The 23,348-nt window shown below is 54.8% G+C and carries 19 protein-coding genes; 11 read left to right on the top strand and 8 right to left on the bottom strand.

From position 1 onward, the window contains the following. The first annotated feature begins 2 nt into the window (after positions 1-2). From Q371_RS05825 to Q371_RS05790, 7 genes are all read left to right on the top strand, one after another. Positions 3-491, top strand: a complete 489-nt coding sequence (locus tag Q371_RS05825) for a hypothetical protein (RefSeq protein ID WP_034337401.1) — start codon at positions 3-5, stop codon at positions 489-491. Positions 492-521: 30 nt separating this feature from the next. Continuing rightward, positions 522-1,865 carry a Fe-S cluster assembly protein SufD gene (gene sufD / locus Q371_RS05820; protein WP_034337398.1) on the top strand — a complete coding sequence of 448 codons (1,344 nt, stop codon included), beginning with the start codon at positions 522-524 and terminating at the stop codon, positions 1,863-1,865. 524 nt (positions 1,866-2,389) lie between these two features. Beyond that, positions 2,390-4,693 carry a glycosyl hydrolase family 18 protein gene (locus tag Q371_RS27520; protein WP_084571251.1) on the top strand — a complete coding sequence of 768 codons (2,304 nt, stop codon included), beginning with the start codon at positions 2,390-2,392 and terminating at the stop codon, positions 4,691-4,693. A gap of 99 nt (positions 4,694-4,792) precedes the next feature. Continuing rightward, positions 4,793-6,799, top strand: coding sequence for an Ig-like domain-containing protein (locus tag Q371_RS27870; RefSeq protein WP_245618246.1), 2,007 nt, complete (start codon positions 4,793-4,795; stop codon positions 6,797-6,799). A gap of 22 nt (positions 6,800-6,821) precedes the next feature. Beyond that, on the top strand, positions 6,822-8,960 hold the full coding sequence (locus Q371_RS05800) for an Ig-like domain-containing protein (RefSeq protein WP_051963386.1): 2,139 nt from the start codon (positions 6,822-6,824) through the stop codon (positions 8,958-8,960). 134 nt (positions 8,961-9,094) lie between these two features. Beyond that, positions 9,095-10,162 carry a family 10 glycosylhydrolase gene (locus tag Q371_RS05795; protein WP_034337395.1) on the top strand — a complete coding sequence of 356 codons (1,068 nt, stop codon included), beginning with the start codon at positions 9,095-9,097 and terminating at the stop codon, positions 10,160-10,162. Positions 10,163-10,198: 36 nt separating this feature from the next. Then, positions 10,199-10,504, top strand: coding sequence for a Rieske (2Fe-2S) protein (locus tag Q371_RS05790; protein ID WP_034337593.1), 306 nt, complete (start codon positions 10,199-10,201; stop codon positions 10,502-10,504). 314 nt (positions 10,505-10,818) lie between these two features. Here Q371_RS05790 and Q371_RS05785 read toward each other — a convergent pair whose 3' ends face one another. Beyond that, positions 10,819-12,576, bottom strand: a complete 1,758-nt coding sequence (locus Q371_RS05785) for a DEAD/DEAH box helicase (protein WP_034337391.1) — start codon at positions 12,574-12,576, stop codon at positions 10,819-10,821. A gap of 114 nt (positions 12,577-12,690) precedes the next feature. Further along, positions 12,691-13,029, bottom strand: coding sequence for a winged helix-turn-helix transcriptional regulator (locus tag Q371_RS05780; protein WP_034337388.1), 339 nt, complete (start codon positions 13,027-13,029; stop codon positions 12,691-12,693). Positions 13,030-13,113: 84 nt separating this feature from the next. Between Q371_RS05780 and Q371_RS05775 the strand changes: the two genes are divergently transcribed. Beyond that, the gene (locus tag Q371_RS05775) at positions 13,114-13,731 is read left to right on the top strand and encodes a nitroreductase family protein (RefSeq protein ID WP_034337385.1); all 618 of its coding nucleotides are present in this window, start codon (positions 13,114-13,116) and stop codon (positions 13,729-13,731) included. 389 nt (positions 13,732-14,120) lie between these two features. Beyond that, a complete protein-coding gene (locus Q371_RS05770; RefSeq protein ID WP_034337382.1) occupies positions 14,121-14,861 on the top strand; it encodes a hypothetical protein in 741 nt (246 codons plus the stop codon). A 79-nt stretch (positions 14,862-14,940) separates the two neighbouring features. Here Q371_RS05770 and Q371_RS05765 read toward each other — a convergent pair whose 3' ends face one another. Both Q371_RS05765 and Q371_RS05760 read right to left on the bottom strand, forming a co-directional pair. After that, complete coding sequence (locus Q371_RS05765) at positions 14,941-15,822, bottom strand: metal ABC transporter substrate-binding protein (protein WP_034337379.1); 882 nt, start codon at positions 15,820-15,822, stop codon at positions 14,941-14,943. Between the two features lie 107 nt (positions 15,823-15,929). After that, on the bottom strand, positions 15,930-16,733 hold the full coding sequence (locus tag Q371_RS05760) for a S1 family peptidase (RefSeq protein WP_034337375.1): 804 nt from the start codon (positions 16,731-16,733) through the stop codon (positions 15,930-15,932). Positions 16,734-17,004: 271 nt separating this feature from the next. Between Q371_RS05760 and Q371_RS05755 the strand changes: the two genes are divergently transcribed. After that, the gene (locus tag Q371_RS05755) at positions 17,005-18,159 is read left to right on the top strand and encodes a glycoside hydrolase family 18 protein (protein WP_034337373.1); all 1,155 of its coding nucleotides are present in this window, start codon (positions 17,005-17,007) and stop codon (positions 18,157-18,159) included. A 151-nt stretch (positions 18,160-18,310) separates the two neighbouring features. Beyond that, a complete protein-coding gene (locus Q371_RS05750) occupies positions 18,311-18,883 on the top strand; it encodes a hypothetical protein (RefSeq protein ID WP_034337371.1) in 573 nt (190 codons plus the stop codon). Between the two features lie 76 nt (positions 18,884-18,959). On the opposite strand, the gene Q371_RS05745 is transcribed toward Q371_RS05750, so the two are convergent. From Q371_RS05745 to Q371_RS05730, 4 genes are all read right to left on the bottom strand, one after another. Next, complete coding sequence (locus Q371_RS05745; RefSeq protein ID WP_034337368.1) at positions 18,960-19,433, bottom strand: SRPBCC domain-containing protein; 474 nt, start codon at positions 19,431-19,433, stop codon at positions 18,960-18,962. A gap of 301 nt (positions 19,434-19,734) precedes the next feature. Further along, entirely contained in the window at positions 19,735-20,640 is a 906-nt protein-coding gene (gene sucD, locus Q371_RS05740) for a succinate--CoA ligase subunit alpha (protein ID WP_034337365.1), read from the bottom strand. After that, positions 20,637-21,782 carry an ADP-forming succinate--CoA ligase subunit beta gene (gene sucC, locus Q371_RS05735; protein ID WP_034337363.1) on the bottom strand — a complete coding sequence of 382 codons (1,146 nt, stop codon included), beginning with the start codon at positions 21,780-21,782 and terminating at the stop codon, positions 20,637-20,639. Before sucC ends, sucD begins: the two co-directional genes overlap by 4 nt. A 250-nt stretch (positions 21,783-22,032) precedes the next feature. Continuing rightward, positions 22,033-23,343, bottom strand: coding sequence for a vWA domain-containing protein (locus Q371_RS05730; RefSeq protein WP_034337361.1), 1,311 nt, complete (start codon positions 23,341-23,343; stop codon positions 22,033-22,035). Positions 23,344-23,348 lie beyond the last annotated feature (5 nt).

The raw sequence follows: 23,348 nt of genomic DNA, 5'->3' as shown, positions 1-23,348 counted from the left end.
CCATGAAACGCTTCTGGACTGCACTCCTGCTTTGCACGGCGTTCACCGCCTGTGCACCGGCCTCGGTTTTGAATGCCACCCCCATTGCTCCCGAGCAAGAACTCAAAAAGCCCATGGTCGTGGATGCTTTTGTGATGGGTGAATTCTCGGGTGCTCTGGGAGGCCGTTTCAAAGACCTGCTGGCCACCGAACTGGAAACCCGCAGGTTCAAGTTGCTGTGGGATCCGGCCAGAACCGATGGAGACCTCTTGCTGGTGGCCAATGTGGAAAGCACCTCGGGCAACAAACCGAACGATCCACAGTCCATCTCGCAGGTGTCTTTGCGGGTGATTGAACGCAAAACCGGAGACACCCTCTGGCGCTACAATTACAGCCGCAATTTCTACTTCGGGGGCAGTGACCAGCAAACCGCCAGAGACATGGTGGGTGCCCTCCTGAGAAGTTTTGTCCCCAGAGCCGAAATGGTGGATCCTTCACCCATCAAGCTGTGATGTGCAGTCCCCTGAATTCGAGGAGAACAGATGACCCAGATTTTGAACCGAACCGGTGAGCCCGAGTGGCTTTCACAAAAACGCGTTGAGGCTTTTGGCCTTTTTGAAACCCTGTCCGTGCCCAACCGCAAGGTGGAAGCATGGAAGTACACCGATGTGTCCTACATCGATCTGGGCAGCCTCAAGCCTGCTCAGGTGGTGCAGCCTGTCAGCAGCGCTGAAGAACTGCCTGAACTGGTCAAAGCCCGTCTGTCCAGCACCGACGTGGCTGGCTACCTGGTGTTCAATGGTCCCGATGTGGTCTACAAGCACGTTCCAGAGGAACTGGCTGCCAAAGGGGTGATCTTCACCGACCTGAAGAGCGCCCTGCAAAGCCACCCTGAACTGGTGCAAAAACACCTGTACAGCATCGTGCCTGCCGAAGTGCCCGACGACACCACCATTGCTGCCCCCGGCACCACCCCCAGCAAATCCCCCGATCCCTCCGAAGGCAAGTTCAGTGCCCTGAACGCTGCCGTCTGGACCAACGGTGCTTTTGTGTACGTGCCCCGTGGCGTGGAAGTGGACCTCCCTCTGGGTTCTTTCCGCGTGATGGAGGAGAGCGGAGCCTACACCGCCACCCGCACTCTGGTTGTTGCAGAGGCCAACTCCAAAGTCACCTTCATTGACGAGCAGGACAGCCATGAACTTTCCGATGCTTACGCTTTCGGTGCTGTCGAACTGATCGTGCGTCAGGGGGCCAACCTGCGTTACGTGAGCGTTCAGAACTGGGGCAGAGGGGTCACCCACATCCAGCGTCAGCGTGGCGATGTGGACCGTGACGCCACCCTCAACAGCCTTGTGGTGACCATGGGTGCAGACCTCTCCAGAACCGAAATGCAGTCCTACCTGCGTGGTCAGGGCTCCAGCAGTGAAATGCTGGGTCTGTACTTCGCTTCCGAAGACCAGCACTTTGACCACTACACCCTGCAACACCATGCTGCTCCCCACGCCCACTCTGACCTGCTGTACAAAGGCGTGAACAGCCACGAGTCCAGAGGGGTGTTCAGCGGCATGATCAAGGTGGATCTGGGTGCCCAGAAAACCGATGCTTACCAGAAGCACCGCACCCTGATGCTGTCCAGCGAAGCCCGCAACGACAGCATCCCCCAGCTGGAAATCAATGCCAACGATGTGCGTTGCTCCCACGGTTCCACCACCGGACCTGTGGATCAGGAGCAGCTTTTCTACCTGCTTTCCCGTGGCATTCCCCGTGCCAGTGCTGAGAAAATGCTGGTGACGGCATTCCTTGAAGATGTGCTGTCCCGTTTGCCTCTGGAGAACGTGGTGAAATACATCGAGGGCATCATTGCCGAAAAAGTGGGCGCAGTTTAAAGCATTTGACAGAAAACCCAGAGGTTGTCTTTCTGGAAAGGGTTTTTTGAAATGGGAGGATTCGTTTGAATCCTCCCATTTCATTGATCAACGCAGTAAGCCTCACTCTGGAATCTGTTGGAAGGGGTCAGCTCAGGCGGATCTCTTTTTTTGTGCTGCTTTTTTGTGCTGGATCAGGAAATGTATTTTGGATCCAGTATGATTTGATCAGTTTGAGCAGTTGGACCAGACCAGATGATCAATTGGTCTGGTTGGAAGCCTGAAACATGGGACCAGAGCCCCTATTGGTATTAAATTGGTACTCATCTTTCGATACTGGGGATTTCACGTAGTTTGACGACATTTTGCGATTGACAAGAGAAATATATCGATCTTCGTGAAAAAAACCACTGATATACCGGTAAAATTTGTCTAGACAGAAATGAAATTGGTTCTAAAGTGGTTTGATATGGTTTGGTTACACAACCCTTTCAACTTGCATCGAACATGTGTGCAGAGAGCTGCACGCAAGGAGGTCTTTTACTGTGAAGAAGTCATTTCTCATCACCAGTCTTCTGCTCATGGGTGCCGTCACATTTGTGGGCTGCTCCAGTGACACCACCCCCGTCCAGAGTGCCAAATTCACCCAGCAAGCCACAGGACTGACCGCGACGTTCAGCACCAGCAGTGCATGGGACGGAGGGTTCAACGGACTGATCACCCTCACCAACAACACCACCAGTGCCGTAAGCACATGGACCCTCAACTTCAAGTTCAATGGCAACGCCGGCCTCTCTGGCACCCCCTGGGGCGCAGGTGGGAATGCGGTGAAGAATGCGGATGGAAGCTACACCATCACCCCGAACAGTTGGGGCGGAAACAACATCCCCGCTGGGGGCAGCGTCACGGTGTCTTACTCTGGCACCGGAGCCTTCAGTGGCGTGACCGCATGCACCATCAACAACCAGAGCTGCTCTGGTGGCACGGTGACAGACACCACTGCTCCTACAGCAAGTTTGACGGCCTCTCCCAGCACCCTGACTGCGGCTGGCAGCGTGACCCTGAGCGCAACGGCCACCGACAATGTGGGTGTCACCAAAGTCGAGTTTTACCGAGGCACCACCTTGCTGGGCACAGACACCACCGCCCCTTACAGCCTGAGCGACAGTTTCACCAGCAGCACCCAGAACGGCAGCTACAGCTACACCGCCAAAGCTTTTGACGCTGCTGGAAACACCAAAACCAGCGCTGCTGCCAGCGTCACCGTCAACATCTCTGGCACCGGAGGAGACACCACCAAACCCACCGTGAGTGCATCTGCCACCCCGAGCAACCTGACCGCTGCGGGTTCGGTGAAAGTGACCGCGAATGCCACGGACAACGTGGGCGTGACCAAAGTGGAATTCTACAAAGGGACGGCTCTGGTGGGCACGGACACCACCGCTCCCTACGAGTACAGCGAGTCTTTCACCAGCAGTGCCCAGAACGGCAGCTACAGCTATACGGCAAAAGCCTTTGACGCTGCAGGAAACAATGCCACCAGTGCTGCCACCACAGTGACCGTCAACCTGCCCACCACCCCACCTCCAACCGGCTTGAAGCGTGTGGCTTACTTTGCCCAGTGGGGCATTTATGGCCGGGGTTACCTGCCCAAAAACATCGACACCAGTGGCACGGCTGCCACCCTCACCCACATCAACTACGCATTCGGCAACGTTTATGCACAACCAGATGGCACCTACAAGTGCGGCATCGTGACCCGAGCCGAATCTGGCAATCAGGATGGGGGAGACGGCTGGGCCGACTACCAGAAAGGCTTCAGTGCTGCTGAATCCGTGGATGGTGTGGCCGACGTTTGGGACCAGAAACTCAAAGGCAACTTCAACCAGCTGAAGAAACTCAAAACCAAATACCCCAACATGAAAGTGCTGATTTCTCTGGGCGGATGGACCTGGAGCAAGTGGTTCTCCAATGCCTCCAGCACCGATGCCCTGCGCAAAACCCTCGTTTCAAGCTGCATCGACCTGTACATCAAAGGCAACCTGCCTCTGGATCCCGGCTCTGCCACAGGTGGAGCAGGAGTGGGTGCTGGCGTGTTTGACGGCATCGACATCGATTGGGAATACCCCGGTGGTGGCGGATTGCCCACCAACACGGTCAGCGCAGCCGACAAGCAGAATTTCACCTTGCTGCTCAAAGAATTCCGCACCCAGCTCGACGCCCTGACCGCCAGCACCGGCAAGAAGTACGAACTGACCATTGCTGCGCCCGGTGGTGTGGACAAACTGGCCAATCAAGAGCCCAACCTGTACAAAGACTACCTCGATTTCATCAACATCATGACCTACGATTTCCGGGGTGCCTGGGATGCCACCGGACCCACCAACTTCCACAGCAACCTTTACCCCAACCCCAACGATCCCGGCACCGGAGTGGTCAAGAACTACAGCGTGGACACCATCGTGAACGCCTTCCTGACCGCAGGTGTGCCTGCCAACAAACTGGTGATCGGCATTCCCTTCTACGGACGTGGATGGACCGGTGTGACCAACACCAACAACGGTCTGTACCAGAGGGCCACCGGAGCCGCACGTGGCACCTATGAAGCGGGCATCGAAGACTACAAAGTGCTGAAGAACTTCGCAGGCACCAAGTACCGCGATCCCGTCACCAAGCAAATGTGGGTTTTCGATGGCACCACCTTCTGGAGCTACGACGATGAGCAGGTCATCCTTGAGAAAACCAACTACATCAAAGCCAAAGGACTGGGCGGCAGCATGGTCTGGTCTCTGGACGGCGACGATGCCAACGCCACCCTTGCCAAAGCCATCTACAACGGACTGAAGTAATTCCGCTTGACCGTCAGGGTGATTCCTCCACTTCATCCTGACGGTTTTTCATTGGCCGAAATCCCCCTGATGACCCCTGACCGCAAAACAGGAGGCACTGTGAACCACCCCGCCAGACCATCCACCTTCAAACACTTCAGATCTGTCTCTTTGTTGCTCCTGACCCTCGGGCTTGCTGCGTGCAGCCAGAGTGAGTTGCAAAGCCAAGTTCCCAGCGCTGTATTGAACAAACAGGCCACAGGACTGACCGCGATGTTCAGCACCAGCAGCACGTGGGATGGAGGGTTCAACGGACTGATCACCCTCACTAACAACACCACCAGTGCCGTAAGCACATGGACCCTGAACTTCAAATTCAACGGCAACGCAGGCCTCTCTGGCACCCCCTGGGGAGCAGGTGGGAATGCGGTGAAGAATGCCGATGGAAGCTACACCATTACTCCGAACAGTTGGGGCGGAAACAACATCCCTGCTGGAGGCAGCGTCACGGTGTCTTACTCTGGCACCGGAACCTTCAGTGGCGTGACCGCATGCACCATCAACAACCAGAGCTGCTCTGGTGGCACGGTGACAGACACCACTGCTCCGACAGCAAGTTTGACGGCCTCTCCCAGCACCCTGACTGCGGCTGGCAGCGTGACCCTGAATGCGACAGCGACCGACAATGTGGGCGTCACCAAAGTCGAGTTTTACCGCAATGGAACCCTGATCAACACCGACACCACAGCGCCCTACAGCCATGCGGACGCTTTTTCCAGCAGTGCTCAAAATGGATCCTACAGCTACACTGCAAAATCGTATGATGCTGCTGGGAACACCAAAACCAGTGCTGCGGTGACCGCCACAGTGAACATCCCCGGCTCTGGAGACACCACTGCTCCCACGGTTTCTGCCACGGTCAGTCCAGCTTCTCTGACCGCTGCGGGTTCGGTGAAAGTGACTGCGAATGCCACGGACAACGTGGGCGTGACCAAAGTGGAATTCTACAAAGGGACCACTCTGGTGGGCACCGACACCACCGCTCCTTACGAGTACAGTGAATCTTTCTCCAGCAGTGCCCAGAACGGCAGCTACAGCTATACGGCAAAAGCCTTTGACGCGGCAGGAAACAATGCCACCAGTGCTGCCACCACAGTGACCGTCAATCTTCCCACTGGACCTGTTGCAGGCACAGAATATGCGCCTTACTTCTACACATGGGGATGGGGCAACACCACCGATTACCTGTTCGGTTCTCTGGCAGACATGAAAACCAAAACGGGACTGAACGGTGCCACTCTGGCGTTCGTGATTGCCCCTTACGGTTCTTGCTCGATCACCACCGATGGCTCCGTGAACCGCATCGAAGGGGACATGAAAAACGACATTGCCGCCTTCAAAGCCTCTGGAGGACAGCTCAAAGTGTCTTTTGGAGGGGCCAACGGCACCTATCTGGAAAGCGATGTGGCCTGCAAAACCGTGGACCAGTTGTACGCTGCACTGAAAGGTTTTGTGGACCGCACCGGCCTCACCGATCTGGACTTCGATGTCGAACAGGCCGCTGAAATGACCGATGCCATCAACAGCAAACGGGCACAGGCTCTGGCACGACTCCAGGCTTCCAATCCCAATGTGAAGGTGTCTTTCACACTGGCCGCCGTCCCGATGGACCGCTGGAACACCCCCGGAGGTTTGCCTGCAGCAGGCCTGAATGTGGTCAAATCGGCCCTTACAGCAGGGGTCAAGATCAACAAGGTCAACCTGATGACCATGGACTTCGGCAGTTACTACTCCGGCGGACGCACCATGGCCGATGCCAGCATCTCTGCGGTAGAGGAGACCTTCAAGCAACTCAAAGCTTTGCTGCCCACCAAGACCGACGCAGAAGTGTACAAAATGCTCGGGGCCACCCCCATGATCGGGCAAAACGACATTGCCTCGGAAATCTTCACCCTGCAAGATGCCAGAGACCTGACCACCTGGGCCAGAGGAAAAGGCCTTGGACTGGTGTCATTCTGGGCCATCCAGAGGGACCAGCCCTGCAAAAACGGCGCTGGCCTCGCCATTTGCAGCATGCAAAACACCGCGCCCTACCAGTACCACAACATTTTCAAGGGCGTTCTGTAAGCCCTGTTCAGGAAGGTGAACCATGATCAAACATCTGAAAAGCACCACCTTGCTTCTTCTGACCCTCGGGCTTGCCGCGTGCAGCCAGAGTGAGTTGCAAAGCCAAGTTCCCAGCGCTGTATTGAACAAACAGGCCACAGGACTGACCGCGACGTTCAGCACCAGCAGCACGTGGGATGGAGGGTTCAACGGACTGATCACCCTCACCAACAACACCACCAGTGCCGTAAGCACATGGACCCTGAACTTCAAATTCAACGGCAACGCAGGCCTCTCTGGCACCCCCTGGGGAGCAGGTGGGAATGCGGTGAAGAATGCCGATGGAAGCTACACCATTACTCCGAACAGTTGGGGTGGAAACAACATCCCTGCTGGAGGCAGCGTCACGGTGTCTTACTCTGGCACCGGAGCCTTCAGTGGCGTGACCGCATGCACCATCAATGGTCAATCTTGTGCAGGTGCACCCTCTGACACCACCGCTCCCACGGTTTCTGCCACCGTCAGTCCAGCTTCCCTGACCGCTGCGGGTTCGGTGAAAGTGACTGCGAATGCCACGGACAACGTGGGCGTGACCAAAGTGGAATTCTACAAGGGAACGGCTCTGGTGGGCACCGACACCACCGCTCCTTACGAGTACAGTGAGTCCTTTTCCAGCAGTGCCCAGAATGGTTCTTACAGTTACACTGCAAAAGCCTTTGACGCTGCAGGAAACACCAAAACCAGCGCTGCTGTGACCGCCACAGTGAACATTCCCGGCTCTGGAGACACGACACCTCCAACAGCCAGCCTGACCGTTTCGCCAGCCAACCTGACCGCTTCTGGAAACATCAACTTGAGTGCGACGGCAACCGACAACGTGGGTGTCACCAAAGTGGAGTTTTACCGCAATGGAACCCTGATCAACACCGACACCACCGCCCCTTACACTTACGCTGATCCCTTCACCAGCGGTGCCCAGAACGGCAGTTACAGCTACACTGCCAAATCGTTTGATGCTGCCGGAAACAGCACCACCAGCACAGCAGTGGGTGCCACCGTCAACCTGCCTGCCCCCCCTCAACCCAACCGGATTTATGTGGGTTATGCCGGAAGCTGGAACACCAGCCTGAACGATCTGGTGCCAGCCAACATCCCGAGCTATTACACCCATGTCAACCTGTCTTTCGTGAAACCCCAACTGGCCTACAAAAAGGGCGATTATCTGGTCAACGGTTTCAGCGACACCAACACCGGCTTGCAATTCGTGGAAGGGGCTGCCGCCAACCCCTGGAGCCCGCCGGTCAAAATGACCCCCGAGCAGGCCAAAAAACTGATTGCCAACATCGATGCCCTGCAAGCCAGAGGCACCAAAGTGTACCTCTCGGTGGGCGGATGGACCTACTCCAACGAACAGCACGGTTGGGACAGCTTCAACCCCTCTGGATTGATCGATCTGGCCGAAGATCTGGGCGTGGATGGCGTGGACCTCGATTGGGAAGCCCCCACAGGTGCCTGCTCTGGAGATGCCACCAACTTCAGTTGCCCCGGGGACACCAAAGCCATCAACATCCTCAACAACACCTACAGCACCATCCAATCCAGAGGTCTGAAGTTCGGGATTTCCATTGCTGCATGGTCCACAGGGGCTTATTACGTGAAAGGCACCCAGTGGGAAGAAGGCAAAGTGCAGTGGGGTTCCCCTTATGGTGGCACCATGTACAACCTCGTCAAAAAAGAGGGCAGCAAACTCAGTCACATCAACCTGATGTCTTACGATGCAGGCACTTACTTTGACCCCAGAGAATCCTTTGAATCTTACCGTGCCATTTACAGTGGTCCCATTGCCATGGGTCTGGAACCTGCTCCTGAAGGTGCAGGAGGTGCAGTCCTCAAACTCAACAAAGAAGCTGGCGTGGATTACGGCCCCACATGGCGCAACTTCATGTACGACGGCCTGAACGACGCCAGCAAAGCCTACAACGTGGAAACCCTTGCCAATTACATCAAGGCCAATGGCAAACCCGGTGACGGCATGATGATCTGGCAAATCTGGAAAGAACGGGTTTACGCTCCAGCCCCCTCTGGTGCAGCAGGCGTGAATTCCACCGGGCAACTGGTGTGTCAGATCCTGCAGATCACCAGCAATTGCAGCCAGTCGGTGCCAAATTTGCCGAAGTTGTAAGCGGAGGCAGAAGTAGGGGCGAGGCACGCCTCGCCCCTACTTGAGCATTTCTGCTCGGTAAAAATGCCCATGACCCACCCATGCCTAACCGCTTTATCACCCCCCTTCCACAATTCCCTGCTAAGGTGAATCCCATGAAATGGTGGCGTTATGTGTTGTTGGTGATGTGCACCTTCACCTCTCTGGCCTTTGCTCAGGAAGAGGCCCCAGAGGGTGTGCTGGATCAGGAGACCCCCGAGAACATCGTGATTCCCGATTTGCCTCCGCTGCCTGCGGCCAATGTTCGGCAGGGAATCATGGGGGTGTGGGTTCGACCGTCACCGGCTCAAAATGTGGCAGCCCTGATGGCCGATTTGAAAAAAGAAGGCTACACCGATGTTTTCATCGAGACGTTTTACCACGGCATGACCATTTATCCGTCTGCAGTGGCCCCAATGCGTCCAGAGCTGACAGGCCGTGACCTGCTCAATGAGTTTGCAGAAGCGGCAGCTTTCTCCGGGTTGCGTTTGCATGCATGGCTGGAGGTGTTTTACTGGGCACCTCCGAAACAGTACGGCATCTCTGGAGGTCTGCTCGATGAGCATCCCGAATGGGAAACCCTGAGTGCCAGTGGGGTGCGCAGCAGAGACACGGGTTTGCACATGGGGTTTGCGGATCCTGCCCTCTTTGAGGTGCGTCAGGTGGTGTACAACCTCAGTGCCGAACTTGCTGAAAATTATCCAGAGGTGGGTCTGCATCTGGATTACCTGCGTTATCCCTCCAAAGACGATTTCGGTTATCACCCTCAGTCTGTGGCCACCTTTGAAAAGCAAACCGCTTCAAAAGCCAGTGTCACCAACATGAAGTGGTACAGTTTCCGTCAGGACGTGCTGGCACAGGCCGCCTCGGGCATGAGCAAAGCCTACCGTGAAGCCGGAGGCAAAGGACTGGTCACCGCTGCGGTGAACGCCTATTATCCCCTCTACAAACCCGAAACCCAGCAGGTCTGGACCCGCTGGAAAGGCATTGATGTGTTCATTCCCATGGCCTACAGCACCAATGTGTCGGCGCTCAAGGTGCTGGCTTACACCTTGCGCAGCCGCAGCCCGAGACCGCTCTGGATGGGTTTGCAGGTGGGACCCGGTTATCCCGGTCTGACCCACCAGATCAATGCCCTGAAACCGCAAGGGTTCAGCAATTACGTGGTCTTCGGACGCAAATGACAGTCCTTGCCCTTCAGGCGTGCTAATTTGGAAACCATGCGAGTTCTGGTTGGAAAAATTCAGGACCTGCCCGAGGGCACCCAGAAAAGTGTGCGGGTGGGACGTCAAAGTGTTCTGGTGGTCAACCACCAGAACCAATTTTATGCCTTGAGAAACATGTGCACCCATGAGAGTGTGGCTCTGGAAGGGGGCCGTCTTGAGGAGGGCCAGATCACCTGTGAGGCCCACGGTGCCCGCTTCGAACTGGCCACAGGCAAAGCCACCAAGATGCCTGCCGTGAAGGCCGTGCGCCTGTACAAAGCCATAGTGGATGGGGAAGACCTATACGTAGAGGAACTCTAACCCTGAACCTGTAAAAAACAGAGCAGCAAGCAAAAACCACCCAACCCCGGCAAAGTCCGGGTTTTTTGTTGCTGGATGTCAGAGTTTTTCAAGCAAGCCAGACAGGATGTGCCAGCTCAACATGAAAGACACCATCAAAACAGCAATGTAACCCATGATTTGAAAACGGTCTTTGTTGTGGCCTCTGGGCATTTGGGGCTCCTCCAAATCCCGATACGAACTTTCTTCATGTCAAGTTCCTGAGACCAGCATGACAGTGTGAAACACACAAAAAAACCTCCTGCGATCAAGCAGGAGGTTTAAGGCTTTGACGATCAGTAACGCTTGCGGTTCTGGTAAGGACGACGGCCACCTTCACGGTTGCCAGCGTACACGCCTTCGCGGTCGCTGCTTCCGCTGCCACCTTCACGGTTGCCACGGTATCCGCCGCGATCGCCACCACGGTCGTTGTTGCCACGGTATCCACCACGGTCATTGCCACGGTAACCGCCACCCTGACGGGGACCACGGTCTTCACGTTGAGGGGTTTCCAGCAGCTCTGGCAGTTCCTGGGTTTTCACCACTTGAACTTTTTCTTCCAGAGGGCTCAGGGCCAGCAGTTCTTCCACGCGGTCGGTGGGGATGTCTGCCACAGCGCCACCTTCAAAGAGGCGCACTTTTCCAAGGGAGCGGGACTCGATGTTCAGACCACGGGCAATCAGGGCCACAGCACGGGGAACCGTCATGCGGGGAGCACGGAGCGTGACGGTCACGAAGTCTTCTTCGCCACTCAACAGGCTGACGCTGCGGGGTGGCTCGGTGACTCCAGCAATGCGGGCCAGTGCTTTGGCGAGGGCTTCCACGCCGAACTCGGCCATCAGTTCTTCGGCCTGACCGAGGAACATTCCAGAGACTTCGGAAGGCACGTTTTTGACCATGTTGGCCACGTTGCGCATGTTGGAGGCGTACACTTCAGCAGGGGTGGGGGGCTCGATTTTTTCAAAGCGGGCTCCGGTGGCATTTTCAAGCTGACGGATGGCGTACTGCTCTTTGGGGGTGTACATCACGATGGCCACCCCGTTGCGTCCGGCGCGTCCGGTGCGTCCAGAGCGGTGCACGTAAGACTCGTGGTCCTGAGGAACGTGGTATTGCACCACAACGTCCACTTCAGGGATGTCGAGGCCACGGGCAGCCACGTCGGTGGCAACCAGCACGCGGGTGCGACCACTGCGGAAGGCAGCCAGAGCGCGTTCACGCTGGGCCTGTGCGAGGTCACCGTGCAGACCTTCGGCTTCGATGCCACGACCAATGAGTTCGAGGGCGAGTTCATCGGCTTCACGCTTGGTGCGGGTGAAGACAATGGCACGCTCAGGGTTGTACACGCTCAGCAGGTCCACGAGCACGCGGGTGCGACTGCGTCCCACTTTGACGGCAAGGTGCTTTACGGTCTGGGCTGCTTTGGGTGCGTCTTCACCGATCAAGTCCACGGTGATGGGGGCGCGCATGTAATTGCGGGCCAGACGAATCACCGAATCGGTCAAAGTGGCGCTGAACAGCAATGTCTGGCGCTCTTCGGGAGTGTGGCGCAGGATGTTTTCCACATCTTCTGCAAAGCCCACGTTGAGCATTTCGTCGGCTTCATCCAGCACAGCAAACTGCACTTCATCGAGCACCAGGGTTTTGCGGTCCAGGTGATCGATGATGCGTCCGGGGGTGCCCACCACGATGTCCACGCCACGTCCCAGAGCTTTCTCTTGCATGACGTAGCTGGATCCACCGTAAATGGTGGTGATGGAGAGCCCGGGGGCACTCTGGTTGAATTCTTCGGCGATTTGTTTGGCCAGTTCGCGGGTGGGTGCCAGCACCAGTGCGCGAGGTGCGCGACCGAATTCTTTGCTGGGCACAAGGCCTTCAATGATGGGCAACGCGAAGGCGAGCGTTTTGCCGGTGCCCGTCCGGGCGCGTCCAATCACATCTTTCCCGTTGAGGGTGTGTGGGAGGCTCTCGGCCTGGATGGGGCTGGGGGTAACGATTCCACGCGCGGCAAGACGAGAAACAACCTCAGCGTGGAGGTCAAAATCACTAAACTGCATTTGTAACCCTTTCTTGGGTAAGTGCTCCCCCAAGAAAGTCATGTCCAGAGGCGTCTTACCCATGGCCTGAAACTCCAGTAACTTTTCAAAAGTTACATATTCAAGCCAACCGTTCTATTTTACACTCTGGGCTTTGGCTTTGCAAGTGGACAAATGGTTCATGGCCCATTTCCCAATGGCATCGACCACCCCTTGCAGTTCGACGCCTGCGGGAGTCAGGCTGTAACTGGAGCGGGGCGGCATCATGGACAGCACTTCTTTCTTGACCAACCCCAACTCTTCGAGGCTTTCCAGACGGTGGGTCAGGGTGGCGGGGTTACAACCACCGACCGCTCTGGAAAGTTCATTGAAACCACACGGACCTTGCAGCAGGGTGCGGATGATGTGCAATGTCCACTTTTCCTGCAAGATCTGAATGGCGTGATGCACGGGGCAAAAACCATCTTCAGTCATGCATCCAGTATAGCGCAAAAAATCGAATGCAATATAAGTCACATAACAATTTAAAAAATATACTACTATCAATTCATGAGCGATATGCAAAACACCCTGACCAAAACCCTCCCCGTGAAAGAAGCCATCGAGACCCGTCACAGCATCCGCAAGTATGAACCCACCATGCCCAAAGAAGACTTGCTGGAAATTCTGCGTCTGGGCAGCCTGGCTCCCACTGCTTTCAATGCACAACCCGCCCGTTTTGTGGTGATTGAAAACCCCGAGCTCAAAGAAAAAGTCAAAGCCGCAGCTTATGGACAAACCCAAATCACCTCTGCTCCTTACACCATCGTGGTTTACAGCGACATGGAAGACGTGATGGCCACTGTAGAGGAGACCTCCCACCCCCTGTATGGCGATGAGGGCAAAACCCGTCAGCGTCAAACCTTCGAAGGTTCTTTTGGTGGTCTGTCTGTGGAGCAACGTGCTGTCTGGGCCAACACCCAGGCCAACATTGTGCTGGGCTTCTTGATGCTTTCTGCCAGAGGTCTGGGTTATGACACTGTGCCCATGCTGGGTTTCAACCCTGCACAAGTGAAAGAACTGCTTGGCCTTCCTGAGCATGTCCAGATTGCTGCCTTGCTCCCTGTGGGCAAAGCTGCCGAAGAAGGCAAATCTGCACACCGCCACACGGTTGAACGCATCACCCGCTTTGCTTGAACCACAGGATTCCAGTGCCCCCGCAAGGGGGCTTTTTTGATGTTTAGTGAGATGTGAAAGAGTGAGAAGTTTGTTTAGTTGAATAACGAAGATGCCATCGGCTTTGTGAAGTCAGATGTAAAGCGAAAATGGTGATTGAAACGCTCAATTGAGACCGCTTGACAAGACGTAAACAAAGTTGTATTTTACTAAACAAGACACGTAACAACAGGCCCACTCTTTCACTTTGCTTCGCCTGCACTGCCGATCCCTCTGACACTTTGCAGCAGTGAAAGACAGAGCACCCTTCTCCTTGCGCCCACCAAGGTGCTCTGTCTGCGTGCTCCACCTCCTCAACCCCTGAAGGAGGTGGCATTTTTGAACCTGGTTCCTTCTCTGGAGGTTGTGCAATGAATGTGAACGTCACCTGGAAACCCCTTGCTGCATTTGCCCTCACGCTCGCTCTGGCATCTTGTGCCCCCACAGCCACCCAGAGCACCTCCTCCAGTGTCCCTGCTCCCCAGCCTGCAGCAACACCTGCTCCAGCAGCAGAGCAACCTGTGGCTCAACCTGCACCTGCTCAGCCTGCAGCAACTGCCCCTGCCACTGGGTTTGCTGGCTTCTCCCTGCTCAATGTGGCCATGCGTTGGGAAGTTCCTGGCTGGTCTGAGATCTCAGGGACCATCACACAAGTGCCGTCTCTGACAGAAAGACCTGCCACAGCCAATTATCCCGGCAAAATGCAGGGCAATTTCTACAAACTGGCCTTCAACAGCAACAGCAAGCCAGATGCCAAAGTGGTCATGAGCACCATGAAAGATGCAGGTTGGAACTTCAGCAATGTGGGCGTGTTCAATGTGAAAGTTTACAACCCCACCAATCAGGACATGAAAATTGGTGTGGCCATCTCCACAGGCAACTGGCAATGGCACGAATCTGTGCAATATGACTTGAAAGCCAATTCATGGACGGACCTGCAAGTGGACCTCAATGCCTCCAACTTCAAAACCGAAGCTTCAGGCTGGAAAAACGAAGTGGCCCTAGCCAACCGTGGCTCTGCCAAGCAACTGAACCTGCTGATCTTTCCACAAGGCAAACTGGACAGTTACGTCCTGATCGGCGACGTTCAGACCGACAAAGAAGTCCAATAAAACCCCCAGAGGGCTCCCTTTCCTCTTCTCCTTTCCTGCAAAAACACCCGCGGCGGCACGCGGGTGTTTTTGTTGGGGTTCACTTGAGGGCTTTGAGCAGGTTGTCCCGGTTGTAACGCATCATGCCGTAGTAATCGCTGCTGAGTTTGCTTCCTTCTGGATCAAGCACAAACAATTTTGCTCCTGCACTCTCTGCAATGGTGCGTGCTGCGTTTTCTGGAAGTTGAGGCTCTGCAAACACCGCTTTGACTTTTTGCTGCCGGATCAGTTTCACCACTTCGGTCACATAGCGTGCACTGGGTTCTTTGCCGGGAAAAGGTTCAATGGCAGCAGCAACCTTCAGGCCATACGCTCTGGCATAGTAGTTGAAAGCCCCATGAAAAGTCACGATTTTCTGGCCTGCCACAGGTTTGAGGCTGGACTTCAGCTCTGCATGCAGCTTCAAAAGCTTCTGGTTTTCGGCTTTGGCTCTGGATTGGTAGTAATTGGCATTTGCTGGATCGGCTTTGGCAAGGTCTGCTCCAGCACGGGTGGCAGCCAGAGCCATGATGCTGGCATCCAGAAAGATGTGAGGGTCGGTTCCTTCGTGCCCGTGTCCTTCGTGTTCTTCTTCAGATTCTCCAGCATGTTCTTCAGCCACGATGGGTTTGAATTTGAGGACCTCTCCAAACTCCGTAACGGTGGCTTTGGTGCCACTGTTTTTGATGACCGGTTGCAACCATTCATCGAGCCCGAGGCCATTCATGAACACCACTTTGGCTCTGGACACGGTTTTCATGTCTGCAGGTGTGGGTTCAAAAATCTCTGGACTGGCTCCCACAGGAACCAGTCGGGTGACGGTGGCTTTGTCGCCTGCAATGTTTTTCACAATGCTGTAGTAAGGCTGGATGGTGACCACCACATTCATTTTGGCGTGGGCAGAGGTGCCCAGTGCAAGCATCAGGAACAGAAAACGCTTCATACCGATTAATGATACTCAATTATCAGTTATATGCATGAGAAACCTCTCGGGTGACGCCCGAGAGGTTCAATACTTTCCATTTGACTCTGCTGTTGCTGGTTCTGGTGTTACTGTGCAACCACACCAGAGATGCTGCGAATCCAGCTGGCATATTTGCCCACTCTGGTGTAAACCCCCTGACCCCGGCACTCGGTGGGACCATAACTGACGATGCCAAGGATGTAGTTCTTGCTGTTGTACCTGCGGGCCAGAGGACCACCACTGTCTCCATTGCAGGAATCTTTGCCCTGATAGTAAGGTCCACAGATGGTGTTGGCGGGTGTGCCACCACAAGGGGATCCATCTGGAGTGATGGGAATGGTCACTTCACGCAGTTGATTGGAAGAGGAGCCAAACTCAGTCAGGCCCCATCCTGAAACCGTGGCGGTTTGCCCGCTCTGGACCAGGGTGGAGTCCACAGTGCTGCTCGGAATGGCTCCAGGAGCCGCATTGGGGTGGGTGACATTGGCAGACAGTTTCAGCAGGGCAATGTCATACCCATAGCCCACATCTGAATAGCTGGGGTGGATGTAAATGTTGGAGACACTGAGGGTCTGTCCTTCTGTTGAACTGGACAGGTTGTACACCCCTGCACGGACTTTGAAGCTGCTGGCAGTGTAGCCTTCCACGCAGTGGGCCGCGGTCATCACCCAGTTGCTGGCAATCAGGCTGCCTCCACACCAATTGCGGGTCAGGGCATTGGAGCGTTGCACCGCGACCATGTAAGGACGGCTGCCCACAGCACTGATGGTGCCATAAACGATCTGTTCTGAAACTTCAGTGTTGCTGTTCTCTGGGGTCTGGACGGTGCCACAGGCGGTCAGGGCGACAGAAGCAAAGGTGAGGGCCAACAATGCACGCAATTTTTTCACAAACAACTCCTTAAGGCCATGCCCCGAAGGCGCAGGCTGTTTTTTTGAGTGAGTGCAATTTAACATTTTGTATACAGATTGCATACTCAGGCAAAGCATCTATCAAAGAATCGGGCAAACCCCGAGTTTGGCCTTAAAAATCCTGCCCATCATGTCACATTTTTGTAAAATGGCTGCCAGGCGCTGTGGCTCAGAAGGTGTGTCTGTGCATCCATCAGACATTGTTGGAATCATGATGGGAATTTGACCCTGACCATGGTGTGATGAACACATGACTGCTGTGATTGCTTACTTCCCTTCATGGAAATCCGGTGCATTCCCTGTTTCCCACATTCCTGCCACCATGCTCACCCATGTGTGTTATGCCTTTGCTGGGATTTCGCCAGAGGGCCTCTGCACCCTGCCAGATGAACACCTTGATTTAAAAGCAGAGACAGGTTTTCAAGTGGGCACAGGAGAAGGGGCATTGAAAGGCAATTTTGCGGCCTTCAGGCACCTCAAGGCCCAGCATCCCCATCTGAAACTGCTGGTGTCCATTGGGGGTTGGATGGGATCACAGCACTTCAGTCAGATGGCATGCACTGCCGAATCCAGAGCAAAGTTCATCGAATCGGCCATCAGTCAATTTTTGCTGGGATGCGTTGCCGATGTTTTTCCAGAACATGCAGCAGGCATTTTTGATGGTTTCGATCTGGACTGGGAATACCCCACACAGGGTGGCCCCGACCACAACCACCATCACCCTGAAGACGCCCACCATTTCACCCTCCTGATGCAAGAATTTCGGGCAGCTCTGGATTTGCTTGCTCAGGACACTGGCCAGACCTACGAATTGTCTGTTGCGGTTCCTGCCGCTCCAGAGCGTCTGATCCACGATTTTGACCTCAAAGGACTCTCTCTCGTCACAGACCGCATCCACCTGATGACCTATGACTTCACAGGTGAAGTTCAACCCTTGACCACCTTTCACAACAATTTGTTCGCTGTGCAAAATGCACCCCTTGAAACCCAGTACAGTGCCCACCAGACGGTTCAAACAGCCATCCATCTGGGTGTGCCACCAGAGAAACTGGTGCTCGGGATTCCCTTTTATGGCCGGATGTGGAAAAACCTCCCATCACAAAACACCGGGCTGTTCCAAAAACACTCTGGGGAGTGTTTTGATGGAGATTTGGATTACAGGCTGCTGGTGCAAGAATTTCTGGATTCCAACCAGAGGTTTGCACCTTACTATCATCTGGAAGCGGAAGTCCCTTATCTTTTTGATGCCCAGCAGGGAACATTCATCACCTTCGAAAATCCACGTTCCATCAAAGCCAAAATCAGATACATGCAGTTGCGCAACCTGCAGGGAATCATGTTCTGGGAACTGACCCACGACAATGGTGAATTGCTTCAAACCATCCACCAGACCTTGAACCCTTAACGCTTGGTAAACACTCCCTAAAATTCAAATAAATGGCGGTCTAATGGATGGTCAGCAGAAATGGGGCAGACTGTAGCCAGAAGGTTTGTGCCTGTTGACATGGCAGGCGAACCAGACGTGTTTTTGATTTCTGATCTCCCCGGAGGACCACATGAAAAAATGGCTTTTACCTGTTGCCCTTGGAACCGTCACCCTCTCTGCCTGCAGTGTGGCTTTTGTTCTGAGCCTCACCAGCACCATGCAGATCCGCACCGAATACCGCACTGCTGGAGGGACTTTTGTGGGTTGTGACCGTGTGACCAACCTCAACGGCACGGAATCCTCCACCACCCTGGTTGCCCTGAAATTCAACACCAACGCTGACCTTGATGCTCTGGAGTTGGGCCTCTACAGTGAAACCAGACAAAAAGTGGACGACAAGTTCAGAACCTCTGTGCCTGCCAGCTCATTGTCCAGTGATGCCACTTCTTATTCGTTTGTTTTCCGTGCAGACAGCCAGACCAACCCTTTGCCTGCTTCGGTGGACAAGCAAGCCATTGTGGTTGTTCCCAAGGGAGAGGACAAGGTCAAAACTGTCACGGTTTCCAACAAGGTGGGTGACTTCCGAGGCTGGGTGCGTGCCACCGCCGACAATGTCACTGCAACGTTCACTTCTGGAGCAAAAGTGCCTGTTTACCAGAGCTGCACGGTCACCCAGATCACCAACGAAAACATTGCTTTCTGAGTCATCTGAAGATTCAACTGAAACAAGGAGAGAAAATTTCCTCTCCTTGTTTTCTTTTTGACATCTTGTTTTGATGTTACAGTGCAGAGCTTTTGGCCCCAGAGCCCGCCCCTTCTTTGAAGGGAGAATATTCGTTGTTGAGCATCTTCAGAACAATTTCCATTTGTTTCAGGCCTTGCTGGTACAGCAGGTCTTTTTTGGACCGTTGAAACAACATGGTCAGGGGAGGACCATTCAGGTTCCATTCTTGCCTGAAATGCACTTTGTCGCCTTGCTGGTGAAGGTCACGGGTGATGGTGAGTTCCACCCCTTTGCTGTATTGCACAGACAACACATAGCTCTCCAGCATCACACATTTGATGATGGTGAATGCTCTGGTGGAACCGTCTTTGTATTTGAAAGTTCCGGTTGCGCCCTGTTTGAATGCCCCTGAAAGCTCTGCAGAATCCAGTTCAATGTCCCAGGTGGGCCAATGTTTGGGCTGCGTCCACAGTTGCCAGAGGGTTTCTTTGGAAGCAACGGTTTCTGTGTCGAAGGTGCAGATGTGCATGGGTTGATCCCTCCCGAGGAGAATGGTTGAAGACGCAAAGGGTACGGAATGCCTGTGTCGTTTTTCGATGCAGACACACCACAACATTTGTGATGGGGTCCCACCAAAAGCAAAATGTGCGGAGCACATGGGAAAGAAAGCCCTGATGCACCCGCACAGGAACGTTTGGATTTGCTTCCAATTTACTCTGAAAGTGGCATCTGTTGCAAAAGAAAAGCACAGGGATGAACCCTGTGCTTTGTATTGGGGTTTTCACTTACCCCTGATCACCAGAGGCAAAGTGAAAACAATTCAGCTGCTTTTATTTGTTCAGAACCTGTTTGACAAGGTCAATGATCTGGGGCATGGTGTCTGCCACAGGCACGTTGGCATCTGCAAAGGCAGCCAGTTTGGACTCGGGGGTGCCCACGTTGCCCATGATGATGGCGCCTGCGTGACCCATGCGCTTGCCTTTGGGGGCACTGCGACCACTGATGAAAGCCACCACGGGCTTTTTCATGTGGTTTTTGATGTATTCGGCAGCGGCTTCTTCGTCTGCGCCACCGATTTCACCGATGACCACAATGGCGTCGGTCTCGGGGTCGGCTTCGAAGAGGGGAAGCACGTCAGCGAAGGTGGTGCCGATGATGGGGTCTCCGCCGATGCCCACCGTGGTGCTGGTTCCCAGCCCGGCATCACCGAGCAGCTTGGCGGCTTCGTAGGTGAGGGTGCCAGAGCGCGAAATCAGACCGATGCGGCCTTTTTCGCTGTAAATTTTGTTGGGCATGATGCCAATTTTGCTGAGGCCACTGGACACCAGACCGGGGCAGTTGCCACCGATCAGACGGATGCCTTTGCCACCTTCGGCAAGGCTGGCAGCGTTCAGTTGCTTGACTTCCTGCACAGCACGCATCATGTCGATGGTGGGCACACCCTCGGTGATCAGGACGATCAGGGGCACGCCAGCGTGGGCAGATTCCAGCACGGCATCTGCAGCACCAGCGGGGGGCACGAAGATGATGGCGCAGTCAATCTGGTGGTTGGCCTGTGCATCTTTGACGCTGTTGTAAACAGGCAGACCTTCGTGGGTCAGGCCACCTTTGCCGGGGGTGACACCAGCCACCACTTGGGTGCCGAATTCACGCATGGCTTTGGTGTGGTTGGCCCCTTCGCGTCCGGTCATGCCCACCACGAGCACTTGGGTGTTTTGATCGATCAGGATACTCATTTGTTGGCCTCCTGAGCAGCAGCTTCTGCGGCCTGGAACATGTCAGGGTACATCTGGATCAGGTCGCTGTTGACTTCGGCCAGAAGGGCCTTGGCTTCTTCTTCAGCGGTACCGGCAATGCGCATGCGCACGGGTTTGGTCAGGATCCCGTCTTTCAGGGCCTGAATCACACCTTTGGCCACTTCATCGGCGCGGGTGATGCCCCCGAAGATGTTGATGAAGATGGCTTTCACATCGCTGTCCTTGGACACCAGTTTGATGGCGTTGTACACGATGTCGGCGCGGGCGCCACCACCAATGTCAAGGAAGTTGGCAGGCTTGGCTCCGGCGCGATTCACCACGTCCAGAGAGGTCATCACGATGCCTGCTCCGTTGCCCAGCACGCCCACGTTGCCTTCCAGTTTCACGTAAGCGAAACCGTAGTTGCTGGCTTCGATTTCCAGAGGGTGCTCGGCTTCCAGTTCGCGCCAGTCGGCGAGGTCTTTGTGGCGGTACATGGCGTTGTCGTCCACATCGAATTTGGTGTCGAGGGCCAGAGGAACGCCGTCTTCACCAACGAACAGGGGGTTGATTTCCACGAGGTTGGCGTCCAGTTCGAAGGCAGCCTTGCTCATTTTCACCATCATGTCGGCCAGTTTGTTCAGGTTGCCCTGAAAGCCAGCCTTGAGGGCGATTTCGCGGGCCTCGTAAGGACGCAGTCCGGCCACGGGGTCCACGCGGTGCTTGATGATGGCCTCGGGTTTTTCCACGGCCAGTTCTTCAATTTCCATTCCACCTTCGGCGCAGGCCATCAGGGTGTAGGATTGCACGTTGCGGTCCACAATCATGCCGACGTAGTATTCTTTGCCCTTGTCGATGTCCACGGCTTTGGTGACCAGCACTTTTTTCACGGTCAGGCCTTTGATGTCCATGCCGAGAATTTTCTGGCCGTTTTCGTAAGCCTTGTCCGGGGTGGGGCTGAATTTCACGCCACCGGCCTTGCCACGTCCGCCGACGTGGACCTGGGCCTTGACGACCACAGACTGACCGTATTCCTGTGCAATCTGGCGAACTTCGTCAGGGGTGTAGGCGACTTTGCCGTCCTGCACGTTGACGCCGAAACGCCGCAGCAGTTCTTTACCTTGGTATTCGTGGAGTTTCAAAACGTTCCTCCTTAAGGGTTTTTTGACCCTTGTGCGCTTGTTCCATCCCGGAGTATACCCCGAAAGTTCAGGCCCCTCTGCAATCGTTACTCGGGTTGTGACAGTCTGGGTGTATACTTCCACGCCACACGCCGATCTTGCTGTCACCGCAACAGGACAATGTTGCTTGTGGTTTACGTGCAAACTGAACCAAAGATCTGCACAAGTGAACCAGAGGTAAACCACATGACAGGAAGGGGTTGTTTGTCCCTCATCTCAGGATGCCTTTGGCTTTCGCAGCCTGAATCCAGCCCGGAAATTCATTCAGCATGCGTTCAAAAAGCTGGTCATCGGAAATCAGGCGCAGGTCATCCACGGCAAAGAAATCGGCATTGTCAATCACCCGACCCGAGAGGTCATCCAGCTTTTCCAGCACCCCATAGCCCCTTCCAGCCACCCCCACAAACTGCCAGAAAATCGGTAAATTTGAGGCGTCACGGAGCAGTCTGGAAATCTCCTCGGCTTTGTAGATGCCTCCATCGGTGATGAAAACCACCAGCACCGGAAGTTGCGAGTTGCGGTGTTTGTCGATCAAGGCACGCATGATCGGCGGCTCATTGTTGCCCACCCCGAGCCCTTTGAAAATCTCCAGAAACTGCCCTCTGACGTGGTTTTTCACGTAGTTATGAATGTTGTCCAGGGTGACATCCGGGGTGGCTTTGCAGCGGTCTGCGTAAAACCAGCTTTCCAGAGCCCCATCATCATCGAGGCGCATGGCCACCACGCCCACCCGGTCCACCACCGCTTGCACGGTGCCGTTCATGTAACTTGAGGTCATGCTCCCAGAGGCGTCCATCACCATCACCACTTTGGCCACCACGTCCTGAAGCTGTTTTTTCTCCAGGACCACATTGACTTTTTTGACCAGACTGACCAGAGCTGGGGCTTTTTCCTGCACTTTTTTCTCCAAGAGGACCCCTTTGTTCAGGTTCACTGTGGGTTGAGCGGGTGTGGGTTGTGCAGGTGTGGGAAGCGGTGGGGGAGACTGGGGGGTTGCATCGGACTCTTCACCGCCATAATTTTTGAGCAGGGCACTGAGGCCTCCTGCAAAGCCCTGACCCAGAGCCAGCAGACGCCAGACGTCTTTCAGGTAGATTTCGGCCACAATGATGGCTTTTTCCTGTGTGAACCCCTGAGGACCAAAAGCAAAACGGGCTTTTTCCTGTCCATTTTCCAGAATGCGGAAATGTCCACTCTGGATGTGCGACATGGTGCCTGAGCCGTCAATGGTCACAGCAAAAACCAGCTTTTTGATGGATGCAGGCAAGCGGGACAGTTCAATCTGAAACTGCTCCAGATCCCCTCCCAGAGCACCCAACTGTTTGATGGCCCCCTCTGGAGAGCTTTTCTGATTGAAGAACACAAAATAACGGTCATCGGAAAGCTGGTCCTCGTGGTCCACTCCAAAACACGACACATCAAAAACCAGTCCTGTTCCCTGAATGTGAATGCCAATGGTGAGGCTCTGGCCGGAAACGATTTGAGGCAAGGGCATCCTCTGCCCCTGTGTGAGTTGAGTCATGGGTC

The sequence above is a fragment of the Deinococcus misasensis DSM 22328 genome (genome assembly GCF_000745915.1).
Taxonomy (GTDB): Bacteria; Deinococcota; Deinococci; order Deinococcales; family Deinococcaceae; genus Deinococcus_C; species Deinococcus_C misasensis.
Note: the sequence above shows the minus strand (reverse complement) of the source record. Positions and strands in the feature narration are given on the sequence as shown.